This window comes from Streptomyces mangrovi, from assembly GCF_900114215.1.
GTDB lineage: Bacteria > Actinomycetota > Actinomycetes > Streptomycetales > Streptomycetaceae > Streptomyces > Streptomyces barkulensis.
On sequence record NZ_FOSG01000016.1, the window covers coordinates 124,737 to 145,979 of the forward strand.

The following is a 21,243-nucleotide window of genomic DNA, read 5'->3' on the forward strand; positions in this document are numbered from 1 at the left end:
AGGGCTATACGGGGCAGCAGACGTCTGCGGCGCTGCAGCGCCAGCACGGACCCCTCCCACTCCTCGGGCGGGGGTGTGTGGTCTCTCACCGGGTGTGCCCTTCTTCTCGGCAGCGCAGGTCGCCGCTGATCCGACCACCGGTCCGACCACAAATGAAGTGAGATCTTCACCGATTCCGCGTACAACTTCCCACAGGCTTCACAAGCGCCGGGTACTCCTCAACTCCCGCCGTCGCAAGGAGGGTTGAATGACCACCGGAAAGCGGGGCCGCATCCGGGCGCCGCAGAGTTCGTGGATCGCCTTCGGGACGGTCGCCCTGGTGATCGCCGGATCGCTCACCCTGGTCGCGCTGGACGTGCTCAGCCAGCCGCTGAGCCGCCGTACGGTGATCACCGGCCTCCTGTTGCTGATCGTCCTGCCCGCCGTGCTGCTCGGCCAGTACGCTCCTCCCCCCTACCGGCTCCCCTACCGATGGCGGTGGTGGCTGCTGGGCGCGCAGGCACTGCTGACCTATCTGCCGATTCTGCTCTTCCCCAGCCCCTGGCTGAGCCTGCTGGGCTTTCTGGCCGGAGCGGTCCTGCTGACCGTCCCCCCGCCCTCCTCGGTGGTGATCGCGGCCGGTGTCGTCGCCAGCGGGCCGCTGCTGGCCGGGGCGCTGGTCGACACCCCGCGCAGCTCCCTGAACGTGCTGGTGTCCAGTGTGATCACGGCCAGCAGTGTCTACGGCGTGGCGCACCTGGCCCTGCTCGCCTCCCGGACGCAGGCCGCTCAGGCCCAGGCCGCCCGGCTGGTCGAGCAGCGCGAACGCGACCGGGTCGCCCGGGACCTGCACGATCTGCTGGGGTCCTCGCTGGTGTCTATAGCGGTCCGGTGCGAGTCCGCACTGCGCCGGGTGGAGTCCTGGGAAGCGGGCTCGCCCGCTTCCCAGGACTCCACCCGGCGCACGCTGGCCGAGACCGCGGCGCTGGCCCGCCGTACGCACGCCGAGGTGCGGGCGGTGGCGCACGGGCGGTTGTCGGTGTCGCTGCAGGCCGAGATCTTCCACGCCCGGCGGCTGCTCACCCAGGCCGGCATCACCACCCGCGTCACCGCCTCGCCGGACAGCCGGCTGTCGCCGGCCGTGGGCAACTGCCTGGGCGCGGTGCTGCGGGAGGCAACCGGCAACCTCCTGCGGCACAGCCGGGCCGCGAACTGCGAGATCGTCGTGAACGAGCACGGCGGGCGGGTGGAACTCACCGTCGCCAACGACGGCGCTCCGCGCCACCGGCCGCCCGCCGGTACGGGGCTGGCCGGCCTGGCTGCCCGGGCGGCGGTGCTCGGCGGCGCCCTGACCTTCACCGCCGGGGACGGATCGTTCCGGCTGTCGGTCGTGCTGCCGCTAGATCCAGCCGTTGCGCTCGGCGATCCTGACGGCGTCGACGAGGGTGCGGGCGTGGAGTTTGCCCACCGCGGAAGATATGCGGTTGCGCACCGTACCCACGCCGAGGAATAGCTCCGCGGCGATTTCCCGGGCCCCCGCCCCGCCCGCGGACAGTCGCAGCACCTCGGCCTCACGCGCGGTCAGCGGGTTCTCCCCCAGTTCCGAGCTCTGTTCGGCCAGACGGGGGTCGACGGCCCGCCCCCCGGCCGCGACGGTGCGCACTGCCGAGGCGAGCTCACCCGGCGTGGCGGTCTTCAGCAGATAGCCCGCCGCTCCGGCGTCCAGGGCCCTGCGTAACAGTCCGGGGCGGTCCAGCGCGGTGAGCATCAGGCAGCGGCATGCCGGAAGCCTCTCGCGCAGCCGTGCGGCCACCGAGATGCCGTCCAGACCGGGCAGGTCGATGTCGAGGACCGCGACATCGGGCCCGTGCCGCAGGGCCGCCTCCAGCGCGGACGGGCCGTCGGCCGCCTGCCCGGCGACCTCGATGCCCAGTTGTCCGTCCAGGATCTCCGCCAGTCCCGCCCGCACCACGTGCATGTCCTCGGCGACCAGCACTTTGATCATGGGGTCAGTATGCCCGCCCGTCCCCCACCAACCGGCCCCGCACAGCAGCGGGCCCGCCCTCCTGGAGAAGGGGGCGGGCCCGGTGTGCGTGTTGTCGCGAAGCGCGTGCGGTGCCGGGGGTCAGACCGCCGTACCCGCGGTGGCGTACGCCCTGAGTTCGGCCGCCAGCTCCTCGTGGACACGGGCCGCGAGCAGTGTGCCGCCCTCGGTGTGCTCCTCGGAGAGGACCTCCCCGTCGGCGTGGACCCGGGAGACCAGGTCGCCGCGGGTGTAGGGCACCAGCACCGTCAGCTCCACGGCCGGGCGCGGCAGCTCCCGGTCGATCAGCTCCAGCAGCTCGTCGATGCCCTGCCCGGTCCGGGCGGAGACGGCGATGGCGTGCTTCTCGGCGCGCAGCAGCCGCGCCAGGGTCAGCGGATCGGCCGCGTCCGCCTTGTTGACCACCACGATCTCGGGCACCTCCACCGCGCCGACGTCCCGGACCACCTCGCGCACGGCGGCGAGCTGCTCCTCCGGCGCCGGGTGCGAGCCGTCGACCACGTGGAGGATCAGGTCGGCGTCGCCGACCTCCTCCATCGTGGAGCGGAACGCCTCGACGAGGTGGTGCGGCAGATGGCGTACGAAGCCGACGGTGTCGGCCAGGGTGTACGCGCGCCCGCTGGGGGTCTCGGCACGTCGCACGGTCGGGTCGAGGGTGGCGAACAGCGCGTTCTCCACCAGCACGCCCGCGCCCGTGAGACGGTTGAGCAGCGAGGACTTGCCCGCGTTGGTGTATCCGGCGATGGCGACCGACGGCACCTTGTTGCGACGCCGCTCCTGCCGCTTGACGTCGCGGCCGGTCTTCATCTCCGCGATCTCCCGGCGCATCTTCGCCATCTTCTCGCGGATCCGCCGCCGGTCGGTCTCGATCTTGGTCTCACCGGGACCGCGGGTGGCCATGCCGCCGCCGGAGGACCCGGAGCCGCCACCGCCCATCTGCCGGGACAGCGACTGGCCCCAGCCGCGCAGCCTGGGCAGCATGTACTGCATCTGCGCGAGCGAGACCTGCGCCTTGCCCTCGCGGGACTTGGCGTGCTGGGCGAAGATGTCGAGGATCAGGGCAGTGCGGTCCACCACCTTGACCTTGACGACGTCCTCCAGGTGGATGAGCTGGCCCGGGCTGAGTTCACCGTCGCACACGACGGTGTCGGCCGCCGTCTCGACCACGATGTCGCGCAGCTCCTGCGCCTTGCCCGAGCCGATGTAGGTGGCCGGATCCGGTTTGTCGCGGCGCTGGATCACACCGTCGAGGACGAGCGCGCCCGCGGTCTCGGCGAGGGCGGCGAGCTCGGCGAGGGAGTTCTCGGCGTCCTGCGCGGTGCCGGAGGTCCACACTCCCACGAGCACCACGCGCTCCAGCCGCAGCTGCCGGTACTCGACCTCCGTGACGTCCTGGAGTTCGGTGGACAGGCCCGCGACGCGGCGGAGGGCGGCGCGCTCGGAGCGGTCGTACTGGTCGCCGTCGCGCTCGCCGTCGATGTCCTGGCTCCAAGCGACGTCCTCCTCCATCAGGGCGTCGGCTCGGCGGTACGTCTCGGTGAGGCGCTGGCCGTTCTGCGGAAGGGAGGAAGAGAAGGTCAAGTGAGTCCTTACGTCGATGGAGTGAAGGTATCCGGGTCAACGTGTGCGGTGTCCGGAACATTCCCGTCGGCACGGGCACGGACGCCGGTACGGACGCGGGCCGCGGCCCGCCCCGGACACGACGATGGTGGCACGGCGCGGCCCGGCCGTCACCTGGTTTGCGCGGCGTCCCGCCCCTTCCGGGGGCCGGGCTCCCCCGATCGGACCCCGGGCGGGCCCCTCAGGGCTGGGGGCTGGTGGCCCGGACGACGTCGTAGACGCCGGGAACCTCCCGCATGGCGCGCATCAGCCGGGGCAGTTCTCCGGCGTCCTCCAGCCGCAGGGTGTAGGTGTGCCGCACCCGGTGCTCCCTGGGCGGTTCCACCTCGGCGGAGACCACGGCGGCCCCTTCCGCCGCGATGGCCTCGGTCAGGTCGGCGAGGAGGTGCGGGCGGCTCAGCGACTCGGCGTGCAGCGTCACCCGGCAGCCCGCGCCGGAGTCCTGCCACCGCACGGCCACGGTCTCGCGCCCGGCGGCGGTCATCCGGGCCACGGTGGGGCAGCCCTCCCGGTGGGCGGTCACCGCGCCGCCGCGCACCGCGAAGCCGACCACGGCGTCGGGGGGCACCGGCGTGCAGCAGCGGGCCAGCCGCACGGGGGCGCCGGGCATCCCGGCCACGGCCGCGGGCCTCTGGCGGGGCTGGACGGCCCGGCGCGGACCGCCGGGTACGGCAGGCGGGCCATCGGGTACGGCAGCAGGAGGGAGGGCGGGCTCCCGGGCCGCGGCCGGCCGGGCCGTACGGGCCTGCCCGCCCGCCCCCTCCGACCGCTCGCCGTCCTCCGCGCAGGCGTCGATCCAGGTGCGGATGGCGATCCGCGCGGTGGGGGTGCGGGCGTGCTCGAGCCACTGCGGGGAGGGACCGGACGTGCCCTCGGGAGCCATCAGCAACTGCAGCGAGTCGCCGTCGCTCAGCACGGTGCCCAGCGCCGCGAGCCGTCCGTCAACCCGGGCGCCGACCAGGGCGTGCCCGGCCGCGCCGTAGCGGGCGTAGGCCGCGTCCACGCAGGTGGCGCCTGCGGGCAGGTGGAGGGCGGCGGTCCGGCCGGGGCCGCCCGGATCGGTGCAGAAGACGGTGATCTCGCGGTCCTGGGCGAGGTCGTCGCGCAGTTCGGCCCAGAAGGTGTCCGGGTCGGGCGCGTGACTCTGCCACTCCAGCAACCGCTCCAGCCAGCCGGGACGGGTGGGGTCGGCGCGTCCGTCGTCCGCGGCGGCCGCCTCGCCGGCGGGATCGGCACCGGAGGCGCCGGGGGCCCGGTGCGGGTCGCCGAGGGCGATCACCCCGGCCTCGGCGACCCGGTGCATCCGGTGGGTGCGGACCAGGACCTCGGCCACCCGCCCCCCGGTGTCGGCGACCGCGGTGTGCAGCGACTGGTACAGGTTGAACTTCGGCACGGCGATGAAGTCCTTGAACTCCGACATCATCGGTGTGAAGCAGGTGTGCAGTTCCCCCAGGACCGCGTAGCAGTCCGCGTTCTCGGCGACCAGGATCAGCAGCCGCCCGAAGTCGCAGGGCCCCAGCTCGCCGCGTTTGGCGCGGGCCCGGTGGACGGAGAGGAAGTGCCGCGGCCGGATGAGGACCTCGGCGGCGATGTCCGCCTCGCGCAGTACGGCCCGCACCGACTCGGCGATCCCGGCGAGCGGGTCGGCTCCGGCGTTGTGCTCGCGGATCAGCTCCCGGGTGCGGGTGTACTCCTCGGGGTGGAGGACGGCGAAGGCCAGGTCCTCCAGCTCGGTCTTGAGCGCCTGCACGCCCAGCCGCTCGGCCAGCGGGATCAGCACGTCGCGGGTGACGCGGGCGATGCGCGCCTGCTTCTCGGGCCGCATCACGCCCAGGGTGCGCATGTTGTGCAGCCGGTCGGCGAGCTTGATGGACATCACCCGCACGTCGTTGCCGGTGGCCACCAGCATCTTGCGGAAGGTCTCCGGTTCGGCCGCGGCGCCGTAGTCCACCTTCTCCAGTTTGGTGACGCCGTCGACGAGGTAGCCCACCTCCTCGCCGAACTCCGCCCGCACCTGTTCCAGCGTCACCTCGGTGTCCTCGACGGTGTCGTGGAGCAGAGAGGCCGTCAGGGTCGTGGTCTCGGCACCGAGTTCGGCCAGGATCAGGGTGACGGCCAGCGGGTGGGTGATGTACGGCTCGCCGCTCTTGCGCGTCTGCCCCCGGTGCGAGGACTCCGCCAGGACGTAGGCACGGCGCAGGGCGTCGAGGTCGGCGCCGGGGTGGTGGGCGCGGTGCGCCTTGGCCACGTGCTCGATGGCGTCGGGGAGGGCGTGACGGGGCGACGGACCCAGGAGGGCCGCACGACCGAGCTTGCGAAGGCTCCGTACTGCGCTCATGGCACCTCCCACTGCGTCGGGGGGCTTGATCCTACCGAGCCTCCCACACGCCGCGGGCCGCCTCCCGTCCGCAGTGGCGGGGATCACCCGTTCGAGCGGTCGCCCTCAGGAAACGGCGAGCAGGGCGGGGTCGATCACTCCCTCGGCGACGATCACGGCGGGACCGGTCATCTCGATACCGCCGTCCGGATGTTCGGTGATCACCAGCCGCCCGCCGGGGACGTCGACGGTGTAGGTGACCGGAGCGCCGTCCGCGGCCGGGTCCGCGCCGTCGCGGCGGGCGGCGGCGACCATGACCGCGCAGGCGCCCGTACCGCAGGAGCGGGTCTCGCCGGAACCGCGCTCGTGCACCCGCAGGGCCACGTGGCGCGGTCCCCGGCCGACGACGAACTCGACGTTGACGCCCTCGGGGTAGGCGGTGGCCGGTGCCACGGCCGGGGCGGTGGTCAGGTCGCCGGCGTGGGCGAGGTCGCCGACGAAGGCGACGGCGTGCGGATTGCCCATGTCGACGTGGAGCGCGGGCCAGCTGCGCTCCCCCACCGTGACGGTGACATCCGTCCCCGTGCCGCCGGGCAGCTTGGCGGCGCCCATGTGGACGGTGACGCCGCCGTCCACGGCCAGGCGCACCCGGCGCACACCGGCCCGGGTGGCGACGGCGAGGTCGCCGGCCCCGGCCAGCCCGGCGCGCTGGAGGTGGCGTGCGAAGACCCGTACGCCGTTGCCGCACATCTCCGCGACACTGCCGTCGGCGTTGCGGTAGTCCATGAACCACTCGGCCTCGCCGGCCATCGGGCGCGCCTCGGGGTGGGCAGCGGAGCGCACCACCCGCAGCAGGCCGTCCCCGCCGATCCCGGCGCGCCGGTCGCACAGCCGGGCCACGGCCGCGGCGGACAGATCCAGTGTCCCGTCCGGGTCGGGGATGATCACGAAGTCGTTCTCGGTGCCGTGCCCCTTGAGGAACGGCACGGGCGTGCCTGCGGCCCCTGCTGCGCTGTTCACGGTGCCCATCGTACGGGGCGGAACCGCCCGCCGGCCGGGCCGGCGGGCGCTAGCGGAGCCGGGCGACGCGCCAGACGGCCAGCGCCACGAGGGTGCCCACGATCAGCGTGTACAGGACGACCAGACGCCAGTCGGGGCGCTCTCCGGAGCCGCGTGCCGGCAGGCCCGGCCAGGCGAGGCCGACGCGGCGGGCGGCCATCATGCCCCAGCCCGCGGCGCAGCAGCTGAGGAGCAGTCCGAGCATGGCGACCACCGCCCCTCCCTCGCCGAGCCCGAAGGCGAGCGGGAAGGCGAACATCAGCGAGCCGGCCGCGCCCAGGCCGACGATGGGGGCGAGCTGCCACAGCCGCAGCTTCCGGGGCGGGCGGAGTTCGCCGTAGGACTCGTCCTCCTCGGGGACCGCTTCCTCCAGCGCCTCGAGTCCGTCCCCGTCCTCCAGTGGGCCCGGGCCGTCCAGGGTCCTCGGGCCGTCGCCGACCGCGCCGTCGGCGCGGAGCTGCTCGACGACCGGTTCGTCGCTGTTGCGGGGGCCGGCCTCCATCGCCACGTGCCCTCCCAACTCCCGGCTCTGCGGCTCGTTCGGCGGTCGATGCTCGCCGATGCTCGATGATGGCACGCCAGAGCGGCCGTCCAGCGCCCGCTGGGCGTCCCGATGCCATCACGTGATCAGGCTGTGACCGCTCGTTCGAGGAGGGCCAGCGCCCTGTCGGGCAGTTCGCCGCGATCGCCCGCCGCGCCACTGAGCCAGTGGACACGCGGGTCGCGGCGGAACCAGGAGTCCTGGCGCCGCGCGAAGCGCTTGGTGGCGCGTACGGTCTCGGCGCGCGCCTCGTCCTCGGTGCACCCACCGGCCAGGGCGGCCAGGATCTGCTGGTAGCCCAGGGCCCGCGAGGCCGTGCGGCCCTCGCGCAGTCCCGCGCGCTCCAGCTCGCGCACCTCCTCGACCAGCCCGGCCTCCCACATCCGGTCCACCCGCCGGGCGATCCGCTCGTCGAGTTCGGGGCGTGCGACGTCGACCCCGATCTGGAGGGTGTCGTAGACGGAGTCGGGGCCGGGGAGGTTGGCGGTGAAGGGGCGGCCGGTGATCTCGACGACCTCCAGGGCGCGGACGATCCGGCGGCCGTTGCCCGGCAGGATCGCGCGGGCCGCCTCGGGGTCGACGGCGGCGAGCCGGGCGTGCAGCGCCCCGGAGCCGGACTCGGCCAGCTCGGCCTCCAGCCGGGCCCGCACGGCCGGATCGGTGCCGGGGAACTCCAGGGCGTCGACGGCGCCGCGCACGTACAGCCCGGACCCGCCCACGAGCACGGGGGTGCGCCCCTGGGCGAGCAGGCGGTCGATCTCGGCGCGGGCCAGACGCTGGTACTCGGCGACGCTGGCGGTGACCGTCACGTCCCAGACGTCCAGAAGGCGGTGGGGAACGCCCCGGCGCTCCTCCTCGGTCAGCTTGGCGGTGCCGATGTCCATACCCCGGTAGAGCTGCATGGAGTCGGCGTTGATCACCTCGCCGCCGAGATGCCGGGCGAGCGCGACGCCCAGGTCGGACTTTCCGGCCGCGGTGGGTCCGACCACGGCGATGACACGGGAGTTGGGGGGTGAGCTGCTCACGGCCCAAGTCTCGCAAACACACGAAGAAGGCTCCGAGCGGGTCACGCGGCGCCACACGTCCGCGTCCGTCGCCCGTCGCCCGTCACGGCGTACCGGGGCGCGGGCCGGTGAACCGCTCCGTGAGACGCGGAACCGTGACCGCGCGAGTAAGGTCTGAGGTGTATATGAGGCGATTCGTGCCATTGTCGGTGATACGCGGGTGGGGCCGGGGCACCGGCCCGGGGCGGAAGTCACCGGCGGAGCGCGAGAGGACCGCGAGAGAACGGAAGTGACCGCCATGGGCATCATGGACAAGGTCAGGGGCATGGCCGGCCGGCGCGGCGGGAAGGCCGGGGAGACGTCCGGTGGCGGGACCGGGGGCAGGCACCGGCGCCGCACCGGGACCCGCGACGCGAAGATCCAGGAGGCGCGGGAGCGGATGACCCGTGAGAGGGACGAGAAGGGGGACACCGCCGGCCCCGCCGCCTGAACGGCCTCCGTCCCCGCCGCGCGGCGGGGACGGAGGGGGCGGGCCGGCCTACGACCAGCTCGCCACCAGATAGCCGACACCGTAGGGTGCCCGGTCGTACAGCATCCGCCCCTTGAGCCCCGCGCCCTCGGCCGCGCCGGCGAGCACCTGCCAGCAGGCCCGGCCGGACGCCTTCAGCTCGTAGGCCAGCTCCTCGTCGAGGGCCAGCAACCCGGCGGGGTCGGCGGCGCCCAGGGCCCGGGCCGCGTCCGCGTCGAAGGCGGGGGCGCGCTCGTCGAAGTAACCGGGGGCCTTGATCGTCCGGCAGGCGCTGCCGTCGCCCATCGCCAGCAGCGCGACACGCTCCGCCGAGGCGGCCAGCTCCCGCCCGGTCTGTGCGCAGCGCTCCTTCGGCAGCGGCTCCCCCACCGCGAGCCCTTCCACGGGCGCCGCGCCCCAGCCCGTACGCTCCAGCAGCCAGGCGCCCACGGCCAGGGACGGCGGCAGCGGATGCCCGGCGGACGGGCCCTCGCCCAGCCGGACATCCAGACCGACCCCGAAGTCGCGGAAGGAGCCGGTGGCGCCCTGCGGGTACCTGCCCCGGCCCGCCGGATCGGCGGCACCGACGACGACGAGCCGGTCGGGACGCGCGGCGGTCAGGACGGCGATCGCGTCGTAGCAGGCGGCTCGGACCTCGTCCGTCTCATGGGCGGCGCCCCCCGCCACCTCGGGCACCAGCAGCGGCGGGCAGGGGCATACGGCGGCGGCGACAAGCATGGCTCGCAGCCTACCGCCGCACACCCTCCCCGCGGTCGGGCGCACAGGGGCCCGCACACGTCTGACCAGCGCACAACCGGCGCACACCTGGCACACATCTGATACACGGCCGGCGCGCGTACGCCGGGCCCGCGCGCCTGTGCGCCGCGGAGGGCGGGTGCGTCAGCGGGCGGTGCAGCCGCCCGGCGCGGCGGGCAGCGGCTCGGGAACGCCGACGGTCGGCAGCCCGAGCATCACGCCCCGGGGTCCGGCCGCGGGCGCGGCGTTGCGCCGCTCCCAGGCGTCGCCCGCGCGGGTGCGCCGCACCCCCAGCACCGCGCCCTCGGCCAGCAGGTGGTGCGGGGCGGCGTAGGTGACCTCGACGGTCGCCATGTCCCCCGGGCGCGGTACGTCGTCGTCGGGGCGGGTGAAGTGGACCAGGCGGTTGTCGGGGGCGCGGCCGGACAGCCGGCGGGTGGCGCCGTCCTTGCGGCCCTCGCCCTCGGCGACCATGACCTCCAGCGTCCGCCCGACCTGCCTCTTGTTCTCCGCCCAGGAGATCTCCTCCTGGAGGGCCACCAGGCGCTCGTACCGCGCCTGCACGACCTCCTTGGGGATCTGCCCGTCCATCTCGGCGGCCGGGGTGCCGGGGCGCTTGGAGTACTGGAAGGTGAACGCCTGCGCGAAGCGGGCCTCGCGGACGACGTGGAGGGTCTGCTCGAAGTCCTCCTCGGTCTCGCCGGGGAAGCCCACGATGATGTCGGTGGAGATCGCGGCGTCGGGGATCGCGGCCCGGACCTTCTCGATGATGCCCAGGAAGCGCTCCTGCCGGTAGGAGCGGCGCATCGCCTTCAGCACGCGGTCGGAACCGGACTGCAACGGCATGTGCAGCTGCGGCATCACGTTCTCCGTCCCGGCCATGGCGGCGATGACGTCGTCGGTGAAGTCGCGCGGGTGGGGGGAGGTGAAGCGGACCCGCTCCAGACCCTCGACCTTCCCGCAGGCGCGAAGCAGCTTGGAGAAGGCCTCGCGGTCGCCGATGTCGGACCCGTAGGCGTTGACGTTCTGCCCCAGCAGGGTGATCTCGGTGACGCCCTCGGCGACCAGCGCCTCGACCTCGGCCAGGATGTCGCCGGGCCGGCGGTCCTTCTCCTTGCCGCGCAGCGCGGGGACGATGCAGAACGTGCAGGTGTTGTTGCAGCCGACCGAGATGGAGACCCAGGCCGCGTACGCGCTCTCGCGCCGGGTCGGCAGTGTGGAGGGGAACGCCTCCAGCGACTCGGCGATCTCGACCTGCGCCTCCTGCTCGACGCGGGCGCGCTCCAGCAGCACCGGCAGACTGCCGATGTTGTGGGTGCCGAAGACCACGTCGACCCAGGGTGCGCGCCGCACGATGGTGTCGCGGTCCTTCTGCGCCAGACAGCCGCCGACCGCGATCTGCATGCCCGGCCGGGACGCCTTCCTCGGGGCGAGGTGGCCGAGGTTGCCGTACAGCTTGTTGTCGGCGTTCTCCCGCACCGCGCAGGTGTTGAAGACGACCACGTCGGCGTCTTCGGCGTCCCCCGGGGCCCGGACATAGCCCGCGTCCTCCAGCAGGCCCGACAGGCGCTCGGAGTCGTGGACGTTCATCTGGCACCCGTAGGTGCGCACCTGGTAAGTCTTCGCACTCATCTCAGTCGACAGGGTACGCGCTCCCCCGCCCGCCCCGCCTCTCCCTTCCGCGCACCGGTCCTGGCAGGATCGAGTCCATGGTCTCCCCGCACATACGGCGCCCATGGGCGCGGCGGCCGCTGACGGCCGCCGGGGCCGCGGCCGCCGTGCTCGCGCTGCTGCTGTGGTGGCTGCTGCCCGGCGGCGGCCCGGCGCCCGGCGGCCAGGCCGTCTTCACCACCGGCGCCCGGGGCGGGGTCTACGAACGCTACGGGGAGCTGCTGAAGGAGCAGCTGGGCCGCGACCTGCCCGAGGTGGACGTGACCCTCGTGCCCAGTCAGGGCTCGGTGCAGAACATAGAGCGGCTGGTCTCCGGCGAGGCGTCCTTCACCATCGCCGCGGCCGACGCGGTCGCCGCCTACGTCAACTCCGGCGGAAAGGACGCCGGCCGGCTGCGGGCCTGCGCGCGGCTGTACGACGACTACATCCAGCTCGTCGTCCCGGCCGACTCGCCGGTGCGCGCCGCCGAGGACCTGAAGGGGCTGCGGGTCGGGCTCGGACAGCAGCGCTCCGGTGTCAACCTGATCGCGGGCCGGCTGCTGAAGGCCGCGGGCCTGGATCCGGACAAGGACATCCGGCCGGTGCTCCAGGGCATCGACCGGATGCCGGAACTGCTGCTGCGCGAGAAGCTGGACGCCTTCTTCTGGTCGGGCGGGCTGCCGACCGGCGCGATCGAGGAACTCGCCGATGCCACCGAGATCCGCCTCGTCCCGCTGGGCGACCTGGTGCCGGTGCTCCACGCCCAGGAGCCGCAGACCCGCTCCTACCGGGCGGCCCTGATGCCCTCCGACGCCTATCCCGCCGTCCGGGACGGCAAGGCCGTCGAGACGATCGCGGTGGCGAACCTGCTGGTCACCATGGACGGCACGGACGCCGCGCTGACCGAGGGGATAACCCGCTCGGTGATCAACAGCCGGGACCGCATCGGCCGCGCGGTCCACGCCGCGCAGAAGGTCGACCTGCGCACGGCCATCTACACCCACCCGCTCCCGCTGCACCGGGGCGCCGAGCGCTACTACCGCTCCGTGAAGTCCTGAGCCGGCCCGGCGCCCGTCCGGTCCTCACCCCGCGTCCGGCGCGTTCCGCGGCAGGGCGATCATCACGCGCAGGCCGTGCGGCTCGTTGCGGGCGAAGGAGATCTCCGCCCCGCCCGCGGCGAGCAGCGCGCGGGATATGGACAGGCCCAGGCCGGATCCGGAGACGTTCTGGTGGCGGCCGCTGCGCCAGAAGCGGTCCCCGATCCGGTTCAGCTCCTCCTCTGTGAGGCCGGGCCCGTGGTCGGCGACCTCGATGGTCACCCGCCCGCCGCCCGCGGTGACGGCGACCGTGACCGACTCCCCGGCGGGGGTGAACTTCACCGCGTTGTCCACGACCGCGTCCAGCGCGCTGGAGAGCGCGACCGGGTCGGCCCAGCCGGTCACCGCTCCCTGCCCGGCCGCGCGCAGCTCCACCGCCTCGCGGTCGGCGACCGGGCGCCAGGCGGCGACGCGTTCGGCGGCGAGCGCGGCGATGTCGGTCAGCCGCAGGTCGGCGGGCGTGTGCTCGGCCAGTGCGAGGTCGAGGAGGTCGTCGAGCACCCGGGCCAGCCGCTTGCCCTCGGCCCGCACCGAGGCGATCTCCTCGTTGCCCTCGGGCAGTTCCAGGGCCAGCAGGTCGATACGGAGCAGCAGGGCCGCCAGCGGGTTGCGCAGCTGGTGGGAGGCGTCGGCGACGAAGGCACGCTGCTGTTCCAGGACGGTCTCGACGTGGTCGGCCATCTCGTTGAAGGACCGGGCCAGGCGCTGGAGCTCCGGCGGCCCGCTCAGGGCGGCCACCCGGGAGGCAAGCCGCCCGGTGGCGATGTCGTGGCTGGCCTTGTCCAGTACGCGCACCGGCTTGAGGACCCAGCCGGTCAGCCGGACGGCGAGGGCGACGGCGACGAGCATGGCGGCCGCCTCCCCGGCGGCCAGCGGCAGCCAGCCGTGCAGGATGCGCGAGCGCATCGCCCCGGTGGGGGAGTCGGTGAGGACGACGGCGACGACGTCGCCGTCGCGCACGACCGGTGAGGCGACCGCGATCCGGCCGTCCTGCCAGGGCCACACCTGGGGCGGGTCGTGGCTGCGGCGCCCGGCCAGGGCCTCGGCGAAGGCCGCGGCGCCCTCTCCCCGGTGCGGGGGCCGCCAGGCCGCCGGGGCCGCGGCCATCGGGCTGCCGTCGCGGTAGAAGACGCCGGCCCTGATGCCGTACAGATCGTGGTAGCGGGTGAGTTCGTCCCGCAAGGTGGCCAGCCGCTCGTCCTGCTGGCGGGCCTCGGCGGTGGTGGGGCTGCGGGCCGGGGGGCGGGTGGTGACGTACTGCGCCAGGGAGGCGAAGCGCGCGGTGTCGTCGATGCGGTCGACGACGACGTGCTGCTGCTCGGCGGCGGCCATGCTCGCGGCGAGCGGGAAGCCGAGGGCGAGCAGAACGCCGGCCATCAGGGCGTTGAGGAGGGCGAGGAGGCGTGTGCGCACGGCGGGCGGTCCGCTTTCGTCCCGGTCCTGGTCCCGGCCTCAGCCCGTGGGGGTGACGAGCCGGTAGCCGACTCCGCGCACCGTCTCTATCAGGGCGGGCAGGGCCAGCTTGGAGCGGAGCGAGGCGATGTGCACCTCCAGGGTGCGGCCGGTGCCCTCCCAGTTGGTGCGCCAGACCTCGCTGATGATCTGCTCGCGGCGGAAGACGACGCCAGGACGCTGGGCGAGCAGCGCGAGCAGGTCGAACTCCTTGCGGGTCAGGGAGACCGCCTCGCCGTGCACCGTGACCCGGCGGGTGTCGGCCTCGATGGTCAGCGGTCCCAGGCTCAGCTCTCCGGTCCCCGCCGCCCGGGCGCTCCCCCCGTCCCCGCCCGCGGCGCGGTCGGCGCCGGGGTCGCCCGGTGCGCCGGCCGGAGCGGGGGCGGCGGGGGCGGTGCGGCGGCTGACGGCGTGGATCCGGGCGAGGAGCTCGGCGGTGTCGTACGGCTTGACCACGTAGTCGTCGGCGCCGAGGTTGAGGCCGTGGACGCGGGAGCGCACATCGGCCCGCGCCGTGACCATGATCACCGGGGTGCTGGTCAGCCGGCGGATGCGGCCGCACACCTCGAAACCGTCGATGTCGGGCAGACCGAGGTCGAGCAGCACCACGTCGAAGGGGGACGCGGCGCCGTCCGGGAGCAGGCGTCGCAGGGCCTCCTCGCCTCCACGGGCGTGCACCACATCGAAGCCGTGCCGGGCGAGTACGGCGGACAGCGCCGCGGCCACGCGGTCGTCGTCCTCGACGAGCAGCAGTCTCATGGCCCCTCTTCTCCCCCGGTGCTCCCCCGTGTGTCTTCCCGGACCCCTCCCGGGCGTGGCAGTCATCCACTCCGATCCGGCCCGGCGCGTCAAGACCCGGCGGACCCGCGTCCGTACGAATCCCCACGTTAAGCAGCCGATACGCCGACCGGTGAACCTTTCGGGCGATAAGTTCCTTTGCGGCTGAATCGTTATGCTCAAGTTCAGCTCAGATGGGATGACGCTGCTCAGCGGTGGTCACTAAGGTCCCCTCAACCGACGAGGACGGAGCGAATGACGCCGATGAGCAATGTATCGGTGACCAAGGACGCCGCACCGACGGCGGAGAACCTGGTCGTCCTGGACAATGTCAACAAGCACTTCGGTGCCCTGCACGTCCTTCAGGACATCGACCTGACCATTGCGCGGGGCGAGGTCGTCGTCGTCATCGGGCCCTCGGGGTCCGGGAAGTCCACGCTGTGCCGCACCATCAACCGCCTGGAGACGATCGACTCCGGGACGATCCTGATCGACGGCAGGCCGCTGCCCGCCGAGGGCAGGGAACTGGCCCGGCTCCGCGCCGATGTCGGCATGGTCTTCCAGTCGTTCAACCTCTTCGCGCACAAGACGGTGCTGGAGAACGTCATGCTGGGCCAGCTCAAGGTCCGCCGCGTCGACAAGAAGGCGGCCGAGGAGAAGGCCCGCTCCCTGCTCGACCGGGTGGGTGTGGCCAACCAGGCCGACAAGTACCCCGCCCAGCTCTCCGGCGGCCAGCAGCAGCGCGTGGCCATCGCCCGCGCGCTGGCGATGGACCCGAAGGTGATGCTCTTCGACGAGCCGACCTCCGCACTCGACCCCGAGATGATCAACGAGGTCCTGGAGGTCATGCAGCAGCTCGCGCAGGGCGGCATGACGATGGTCGTCGTCACCCATGAGATGGGCTTCGCCCGCTCCGCCGCGAACCGGGTGGTCTTCATGGCCGACGGGCGGATCGTCGAGGAGGCCACTCCCGACCAGTTCTTCAGCAACCCGCGCAGCGACCGCGCCAAGGACTTCCTGTCGAAGATCCTCCACCACTGATCCGGCAACGGCTCAGCGGACCTTTGCACGATAACGACTCCAGGGATGTTCACCATGACCTTCCGCAAGCCCGGCCTCGTGGCCGCCACCGCCGTCGTCCTCGCCCTGACCGCCACCGCGTGCGGCGGTGACAGCGGCTCCGACGGCGAGAAGATCGACATCGGCATCAAGTTCGACCAGCCGGGTCTGGGTCTGAAGACCCAGGACGGCGAGTACACCGGCTTCGACGTGGACGTGGCCAAGTACGTCGCCAAGGAGCTGGGCTACGACGAGAAGGACATCGTCTGGAAGCAGGCTCCCAGCGCCGAGCGCGAGAACATGATCGTCAACGGCGATGTGAAGTTCATCGCCGCCACCTACACGATCAACGACGAGCGCAAGGAGCGGGTGGACTTCGCCGGCCCGTACTTCCTCGCCCACCAGGACCTGCTGGTGCGCAGCGACGACGACACCGTCCGGAGCGAGGAGGACCTCAACAGCAGCGAGATGAAGCTCTGCTCGGTCACCGGCTCCACCTCGGCGCAGAACGTCAACAAGAAGTTCGCCCCGAAGGCCAACCTGATCAACTACGGCGGTTACTCGGAGTGCCTGACCGGTCTGGAGAACGAGGCCGTCGACGCCCTGACCACCGACGACTCCATCCTGGCCGGCTACGCGGCGCAGAAGGAGCACCAGGGCAAGTTCAAGCTCGCCGGCCTCAGCCTCAGTGACGAGCCCTACGGCATCGGCCTGAAGAAGGGCGACACCGAGCTGCGCAAGCAGATCAACGACGCCCTCAAGAAGATGGTCGACGAGGGCGCCTGGGAAGAGGCCGCGAAGAAGCACTTCGGCCCGGCCAACTACGAGTACGAGCCCGCCCCGGAGATCACCGAGACGAACTGACGCCGTCCGCGGTGCGCCGCGGCCGTCCGCGGGCGGCGGCGCACCGCACCTCCGACGGTGTCCGACGAGACGCCATCCGACGAGGCGAGAGCGCGGGAGAACGTGTTCGACTTTCTTGATTCCGGGCAGTACGACGTGCTCGGAGCCTTCTGGGTGACGGTGCAGCTCACCGTTTATTCGGCGATCGGCTCCCTGGTGTGGGGAACGATCCTGGCCGCCATGCGGGTCAGTCCGGTGCCGCTGATGCGCGCCTTCGGCACCGCCTACGTCAACGTCGTACGGAACACCCCTCTGACGGTCATCATCCTGGCCGCCTCGCTGGGACTCTTCCAGACGCTGGGGATCACGCTGGCCGGTGGCAGCGACTTCGAGACGATCGGCTTCAGGCTCGCCGTGCTCGGCCTGATCGCCTATCACGCCACCTTCGTGTGCGAGGCACTGCGCTCGGGTATCAACACGGTGCCCGTCGGGCAGGCCGAGGCGGCGCGCGCCCTGGGGCTGAGCTTCTTCCAGGTGCTGTTCCTCATCATCCTCCCGCAGGCTTTCCGCTCCGTCGTGGCGCCCCTGGCGAACGTCCTGATCGCCCTGACCAAGAACACCACGGTGGCGGCCGCCATCGGGGTGGCGGAGGCCGCGGCGCTGATGAAGACGATGATCGAGTACGAGAGCGACGCCATCTTCCTGGTCTCCGCGATGTTCGCCTTCGGGTTCGTTGTCCTGACACTCCCGACCGGCATGCTGCTGGGCTGGGTCAGCAAGCGCGTGGCGGTGAAGCGATGAGTGATCTCTCCGTTCTGTACGACGCCCCGGGCCCGCGGGCCAAGGCGCGCAACATCCTCTACTCCGTGGTGTTCCTGCTGCTCCTCGCCCTCGCCCTGTGGTGGGCGCTGGACACCATGGCCGACAAGAAACAGCTCGAGGCGGCGAAGTGGAAGCCGTTCGTCGCCGACGGCCGGGTGTGGACGACATATCTGATTCCCGGCCTGCTCAACACCCTCAAGGCCGCGGCTCTGTCGATCGTCATCGCGCTCCCGCTGGGCGCCCTGTTCGGCCTGGCCCGGCTGTCGGACCACCGGTGGGTCCGTGTCCCCGCCGGCGCCGTGGTGGAGTTCTTCCGCGCCATCCCGGTGCTGCTGATGATGTTCTTCGCCAACGCGGCGTACGCGCAGTTCACCGACCTCTCCTCCGATGTGCGCCCGCTGTACGCCGTGGTGACGGGCCTGGTGCTCTACAACGCCTCGGTGATCGCCGAGATCGTGCGGGCGGGCATCCTGTCGCTTCCCGCGGGCCAGACGGACGCGGCCAAGGCCATCGGCATGCGCAAGGGCCAGATCATGTTCTACGTGCTGCTGCCGCAGGCGGTCACGGCGATGCTGCCGGCGCTGGTCAGCCAGCTCGTGGTGATCGTCAAGGACACCGCGCTGGGCGGCGCGCTGCTGGGCTACATGGAACTCCTCAGCCAGGTGCGGGTGATCACCGCCAACTACGGTGCCAACACCATCGCGGCCTTCACCGTGATCGCGCTGATCTTCATCGTGCTGAACTTCCTGCTCACCAGCTTCGCGAGCTGGCTGGAGGGGCGGCTGCGGCGCGGCAAGCGGTCCACCGGGGCCGTGCTGCACGGCGGCGGCGAAACGGAGATGGAGTTCGACGAGCCCCACGTCGAGCCCCACGCCCGGAAGTAGCCGCTCGCCACTCCCCCTTCCGCGCCCGTTGTGCATCCACTGCCTGTGCCCCCGTCGCTTGACGGGGGCACAGGCAGTGGGTTGCATACGAGGTGTGATCGTGTACCGGGCTCCATCGGCTCCACCCCCTCCTCCCTCCCCGGACCGTGAGAACTGCCCGGACCGCAAGAACTGCGAGGGCCGCCCGTCGTGGACCCGGTGATCGTCGTCGGCGCGGGACCCGTCGGGCTCGCGCTGTCGCTGGCGCTCGCGCGCCACGGTGTGCCGTCGGTGGTGCTGGACGGCGGGGACGGCGAGGTGGAACAGCGCACGGCGCGCACCTGCGTCCTGCGGCCGGACACCGCGGCGTACGCGGCGACGCTGGGCGGCGCCCGGTGGGCGGCGTGGCGCACCGAGCGGCGGCGACAGCCGGTGCGGCGGGTCGAGTTGGACGCCCTGACCTCGCCGGTGCACATACAGCAGTACGCCCTGGAGCGGGGCATGCGGGCCGCGCTGGAGCGGGAGCCGCTGGCCGAGATCGTCACCGGGGCCCGCCTGGACGAGCTGGAGCAGGACGAACGGGGGGTCTCGGCCCACACCCGCGGCGCTCCCGGATCCGCCGGCGCCTGGTGGCGGGGCAGTTATCTGGTGGGGTGCGACGGTGCCCGCTCCACGGTGCGCAAGCTGCTGGGGATCCGCTTCCCCGGGCGCACCTCCGTCGAGCGGCACGCGGTGGCGGCCCTGCGAGTGGAACTGCCCTGGGACGGCGAGGCACTGCTGCACCGCGATGTGCCCGGCGGGGAGAGCGAGGTGGTGGCGCGTCCGCTGCCCAACGGCGTGTGGCGGCTGGACTGGCTGCTGCCACCGCGTGGCGATCTGGTCACCCCGGACGCGCTGCTGGCCCGGATACGCGACACCCTGACCGCATGGTGCGGGGAGGCTCCTCCCACCTACGAACTGCTGGACACCGGAGTGCACATCGCCCACCAGCGGCTGGCCCGGCACTGGCGCTCGGACCGGGCCTTCCTGGCCGGGGACGCGGCGCATCTGCTGGGGGCGCTGGGCACCCAGCCGGTCGACGAGGGTCTGCGGGACGCGGCCAATCTGGCCTGGAAGCTGGCGCTGTGCCTGCGCGGTCGGGCACCCGGAGAACTGCTCGACAGCTACGAGGCCGAGCGCCGCGGCGCGATGAGGGCCCGGCTGCGCGCCCTCGACCAGGCGCTGCCTCTGGTGCGCGGAGGCGGGGGACTGCGCACTCTGCTGTCCGGTGCCTCACGAGGGCATCTGGAGCTGCTGACGGACGGGCACCTGGGGCAGGGGCCGCTGGGCGCACCCCCGGGCTACGGACGTTCGCCGCTGGCGCCCGGGCAGGACACCGTCCCCGGAGCGCTCACGGTCGGGACCGAGCCGGGGTCGCCTGTGCGGGACGTACCGGTGACGGCCCTGGACGGAACGCGAGGGCGGCTGTGGGAGCGGCTGGGCGGTGAGCTGCTGGTGCTGCTGATCGCGCCCGGCACTCATGTGTGGGACAGCCGCCACTGGCTGTCGGCCGGGCTGATGCCGGAGCTGGCCGCGGTGGTGGAGCGGCTTCCGGTGCCCGCTGAGCTGCTGGTGGCCGAGAGCTATCCGGGCGCGGTCGCCCACACCGCCCTGGTGATCCGCCCGGACGGGCATCTGGTGACCGCGCTGCCCGGCGCCCGGACCGGCGAACTGCGTGCCTGTGTGGACGTGGTGCGCGGCACCCTGGCCGGGGAGGCGACCACAGCGGGGCCGTGATCCCGCCGCCGCTGACCGGTGTCACCGCCGGTCGGCACCGTGCGGCTCAGTCCCCGCCGTACAGGGGGTACTCCTCCACATCCTCCCCCTCCGCTTCCAGCGCCTCCCTCACGACCCGGAGGGCGAGCCCCTCGGGGTAGCCCTTGCGCGCCAGCATCCCGGCGAGCCGACGCAGCCGCCTGTCGCGTTCCAGCCCCTTGGTGGCGCGCAGTTTGCGTTCCACCAGGGCTCGGGCGGTGCGCTCCTCCCGCTCCGGATCCAACTGCTCCACCGCATGGTCGATCAGTTCGGAGTCCACGCCCTTGTGCCGCAGTTCCCGGGCGAGGGCCCGGCGGGCGAGGCCCCGGCCGTGGTGGCGGGACTCCACCCAGGCGTCGGCGAACGCCGCGTCGTCGATCAGCCCGACGTCCTCCAGCCGGGAGAGCACCGACTCGGCGACGTCCTCGGGGATCTCCCGCTTGCGCAGTGCCTCGGCGAGTTGCCCGCGGGTGCGCGGCGTTCCGGTGAGCAGGCGCAGGCAGATCGCCCGCGCCCGCTCCTCCGGGTCTGCCGGTGGCTCCCCCTGACGTCCCGCCACGGCTCAGCTCTTGGCCGCTGCGGTGCTCTTGACCGCCTTGGCACGCGTCGTCGGTGCGGGCACCGTCTTCGCCGCCGCGGCCGGAGCGGCCTCGGCTCCGGCCGCTTCCGCACCCGGCTCGCCCTCAGGGACCTCGGTCTTCGGGCCGATGCCGAGCTTCTCCTTGATCTTCTTCTCGATCTCGTCGGCCAGATCGGGGTTGTCACGCAGAAAGTTGCGGGCGTTCTCCTTGCCCTGCCCCAACTGGTCGCCCTCATAGGTGTACCAGGCACCCGACTTGCGGATGAAGCCGTGCTCCACCCCCATGTCGATCAGCCCGCCCTCCCGGCTGATCCCCACCCCGTAGAGGATGTCGAACTCCGCCTGCTTGAACGGCGGCGCCACCTTGTTCTTGACCACCTTCACCCGGGTGCGGTTGCCCACCGCGTCCGTGCCGTCCTTGAGCGTCTCGATCCGGCGGATGTCCAGCCGCACCGAGGCGTAGAACTTCAGCGCCCGC

General features: G+C 72.8%; 19 protein-coding genes and 1 pseudogene. 8 read left to right on the top strand and 12 right to left on the bottom strand.

Annotated features, from left to right (window positions below):
- Positions 1-247: 247 nt before the first annotated feature.
- Complete coding sequence (locus BM237_RS21045) at positions 248-1,492, top strand: sensor histidine kinase (RefSeq protein ID WP_093851275.1); 1,245 nt, start codon at positions 248-250, stop codon at positions 1,490-1,492.
- On the opposite strand, the gene BM237_RS21050 is transcribed toward BM237_RS21045, so the two are convergent.
- The 6 genes from BM237_RS21050 to miaA form a co-directional block, all read right to left on the bottom strand.
- Positions 1,379-1,984: a response regulator transcription factor gene (locus BM237_RS21050; protein ID WP_093851276.1), complete on the bottom strand. Its 606-nt coding sequence runs from the start codon at positions 1,982-1,984 to the stop codon at positions 1,379-1,381. The genes BM237_RS21045 and BM237_RS21050 overlap by 114 nt on opposite strands.
- Positions 1,985-2,104: 120 nt before the next feature.
- On the bottom strand, positions 2,105-3,604 hold the full coding sequence (hflX, locus tag BM237_RS21055) for a GTPase HflX (RefSeq protein ID WP_093851277.1): 1,500 nt from the start codon (positions 3,602-3,604) through the stop codon (positions 2,105-2,107).
- A 220-nt stretch (positions 3,605-3,824) separates the two neighbouring features.
- Entirely contained in the window at positions 3,825-5,981 is a 2,157-nt protein-coding gene (locus tag BM237_RS21060; RefSeq protein WP_093851278.1) for a RelA/SpoT family protein, read from the bottom strand.
- A gap of 105 nt (positions 5,982-6,086) precedes the next feature.
- A complete protein-coding gene (gene dapF / locus BM237_RS21065) occupies positions 6,087-6,989 on the bottom strand; it encodes a diaminopimelate epimerase (RefSeq protein ID WP_093851279.1) in 903 nt (300 codons plus the stop codon).
- A gap of 40 nt (positions 6,990-7,029) precedes the next feature.
- The gene (locus tag BM237_RS21070; protein WP_093851280.1) at positions 7,030-7,521 is read right to left on the bottom strand and encodes a hypothetical protein; all 492 of its coding nucleotides are present in this window, start codon (positions 7,519-7,521) and stop codon (positions 7,030-7,032) included.
- A gap of 125 nt (positions 7,522-7,646) precedes the next feature.
- On the bottom strand, positions 7,647-8,585 hold the full coding sequence (gene miaA, locus BM237_RS21075; RefSeq protein ID WP_093851281.1) for a tRNA (adenosine(37)-N6)-dimethylallyltransferase MiaA: 939 nt from the start codon (positions 8,583-8,585) through the stop codon (positions 7,647-7,649).
- Between the two features lie 277 nt (positions 8,586-8,862).
- On the opposite strand from miaA, the gene BM237_RS21080 reads away from it, so the two are divergent.
- Entirely contained in the window at positions 8,863-9,054 is a 192-nt protein-coding gene (locus BM237_RS21080; protein WP_093851282.1) for a hypothetical protein, read from the top strand.
- A gap of 48 nt (positions 9,055-9,102) precedes the next feature.
- On the opposite strand, the gene BM237_RS21085 is transcribed toward BM237_RS21080, so the two are convergent.
- Positions 9,103-9,810: a class III extradiol dioxygenase subunit B-like domain-containing protein gene (locus tag BM237_RS21085; protein WP_093851283.1), complete on the bottom strand. Its 708-nt coding sequence runs from the start codon at positions 9,808-9,810 to the stop codon at positions 9,103-9,105.
- A 162-nt stretch (positions 9,811-9,972) separates the two neighbouring features.
- Entirely contained in the window at positions 9,973-11,460 is a 1,488-nt protein-coding gene (gene miaB, locus BM237_RS21090; RefSeq protein WP_093851284.1) for a tRNA (N6-isopentenyl adenosine(37)-C2)-methylthiotransferase MiaB, read from the bottom strand.
- Between the two features lie 77 nt (positions 11,461-11,537).
- Here miaB and BM237_RS21095 point away from each other — a divergent pair, with 77 nt between their 5' ends.
- Entirely contained in the window at positions 11,538-12,536 is a 999-nt protein-coding gene (locus BM237_RS21095; RefSeq protein WP_093851285.1) for a TAXI family TRAP transporter solute-binding subunit, read from the top strand.
- Between the two features lie 24 nt (positions 12,537-12,560).
- Here the strand turns inward: BM237_RS21095 and BM237_RS21100 are convergent, their stop codons facing one another.
- Both BM237_RS21100 and BM237_RS21105 read right to left on the bottom strand, forming a co-directional pair.
- A complete protein-coding gene (locus BM237_RS21100; protein WP_093851286.1) occupies positions 12,561-13,988 on the bottom strand; it encodes a sensor histidine kinase in 1,428 nt (475 codons plus the stop codon).
- A 39-nt stretch (positions 13,989-14,027) separates the two neighbouring features.
- Entirely contained in the window at positions 14,028-14,786 is a 759-nt protein-coding gene (locus BM237_RS21105) for a response regulator transcription factor (protein WP_093851287.1), read from the bottom strand.
- Between the two features lie 282 nt (positions 14,787-15,068).
- Here BM237_RS21105 and BM237_RS21110 point away from each other — a divergent pair, with 282 nt between their 5' ends.
- The 5 genes from BM237_RS21110 (at position 15,069) to BM237_RS21130 (ending at position 20,167) form a co-directional block, all read left to right on the top strand.
- Positions 15,069-15,845, top strand: coding sequence for an amino acid ABC transporter ATP-binding protein (locus tag BM237_RS21110; protein WP_093851307.1), 777 nt, complete (start codon positions 15,069-15,071; stop codon positions 15,843-15,845).
- A 54-nt stretch (positions 15,846-15,899) separates the two neighbouring features.
- Complete coding sequence (locus BM237_RS21115) at positions 15,900-16,727, top strand: glutamate ABC transporter substrate-binding protein (RefSeq protein ID WP_412721835.1); 828 nt, start codon at positions 15,900-15,902, stop codon at positions 16,725-16,727.
- Positions 16,728-16,829: 102 nt separating this feature from the next.
- Positions 16,830-17,507, top strand: coding sequence for an amino acid ABC transporter permease (locus BM237_RS21120; RefSeq protein WP_093851289.1), 678 nt, complete (start codon positions 16,830-16,832; stop codon positions 17,505-17,507).
- Positions 17,504-18,412, top strand: coding sequence for an amino acid ABC transporter permease (locus tag BM237_RS21125; protein WP_093851290.1), 909 nt, complete (start codon positions 17,504-17,506; stop codon positions 18,410-18,412). Before BM237_RS21120 ends, BM237_RS21125 begins: the two co-directional genes overlap by 4 nt.
- A gap of 189 nt (positions 18,413-18,601) precedes the next feature.
- On the top strand, positions 18,602-20,167 hold the full coding sequence (locus BM237_RS21130; RefSeq protein ID WP_093851291.1) for an FAD-dependent monooxygenase: 1,566 nt from the start codon (positions 18,602-18,604) through the stop codon (positions 20,165-20,167).
- 46 nt (positions 20,168-20,213) lie between these two features.
- On the opposite strand, the pseudogene recX reads toward BM237_RS21130, so the two are convergent.
- Positions 20,214-20,862, bottom strand: a pseudogene (recX, locus tag BM237_RS21135) (recombination regulator RecX); the annotation flags it as partial.
- The coding region (locus BM237_RS21140; protein ID WP_483883298.1) for a recombinase RecA family protein at positions 20,748-21,243 on the bottom strand (496 nt) is incomplete at its 5' end. The pseudogene recX and the gene BM237_RS21140, both read right to left, overlap by 115 nt.

Excerpts from the sequence above, each read along its gene's own strand:
- BM237_RS21045 (WP_093851275.1), top strand. The coding sequence starts at position 248 with ATGACCACCGGAAAGCGGGGCCGCATCCGGGCGCCGCAGAGTTCGTGG.
- BM237_RS21050 (WP_093851276.1), bottom strand. The coding sequence starts at position 1,984 with ATGATCAAAGTGCTGGTCGCCGAGGACATGCACGTGGTGCGGGCGGGA.
- BM237_RS21060 (WP_093851278.1), bottom strand. The coding sequence starts at position 5,981 with ATGAGCGCAGTACGGAGCCTTCGCAAGCTCGGTCGTGCGGCCCTCCTG.
- dapF (WP_093851279.1), bottom strand. The coding sequence starts at position 6,989 with ATGGGCACCGTGAACAGCGCAGCAGGGGCCGCAGGCACGCCCGTGCCG.
- BM237_RS21070 (WP_093851280.1), bottom strand. The coding sequence starts at position 7,521 with ATGGAGGCCGGCCCCCGCAACAGCGACGAACCGGTCGTCGAGCAGCTC.
- BM237_RS21080 (WP_093851282.1), top strand. The coding sequence starts at position 8,863 with ATGGGCATCATGGACAAGGTCAGGGGCATGGCCGGCCGGCGCGGCGGG.
- BM237_RS21085 (WP_093851283.1), bottom strand. The coding sequence starts at position 9,810 with ATGCTTGTCGCCGCCGCCGTATGCCCCTGCCCGCCGCTGCTGGTGCCC.
- miaB (WP_093851284.1), bottom strand. The coding sequence starts at position 11,460 with ATGAGTGCGAAGACTTACCAGGTGCGCACCTACGGGTGCCAGATGAAC.
- BM237_RS21095 (WP_093851285.1), top strand. The coding sequence starts at position 11,538 with ATGGTCTCCCCGCACATACGGCGCCCATGGGCGCGGCGGCCGCTGACG.
- BM237_RS21105 (WP_093851287.1), bottom strand. The coding sequence starts at position 14,786 with ATGAGACTGCTGCTCGTCGAGGACGACGACCGCGTGGCCGCGGCGCTG.
- BM237_RS21110 (WP_093851307.1), top strand. The coding sequence starts at position 15,069 with ATGAGCAATGTATCGGTGACCAAGGACGCCGCACCGACGGCGGAGAAC.
- BM237_RS21115 (WP_412721835.1), top strand. The coding sequence starts at position 15,900 with ATGACCTTCCGCAAGCCCGGCCTCGTGGCCGCCACCGCCGTCGTCCTC.
- BM237_RS21125 (WP_093851290.1), top strand. The coding sequence starts at position 17,504 with ATGAGTGATCTCTCCGTTCTGTACGACGCCCCGGGCCCGCGGGCCAAG.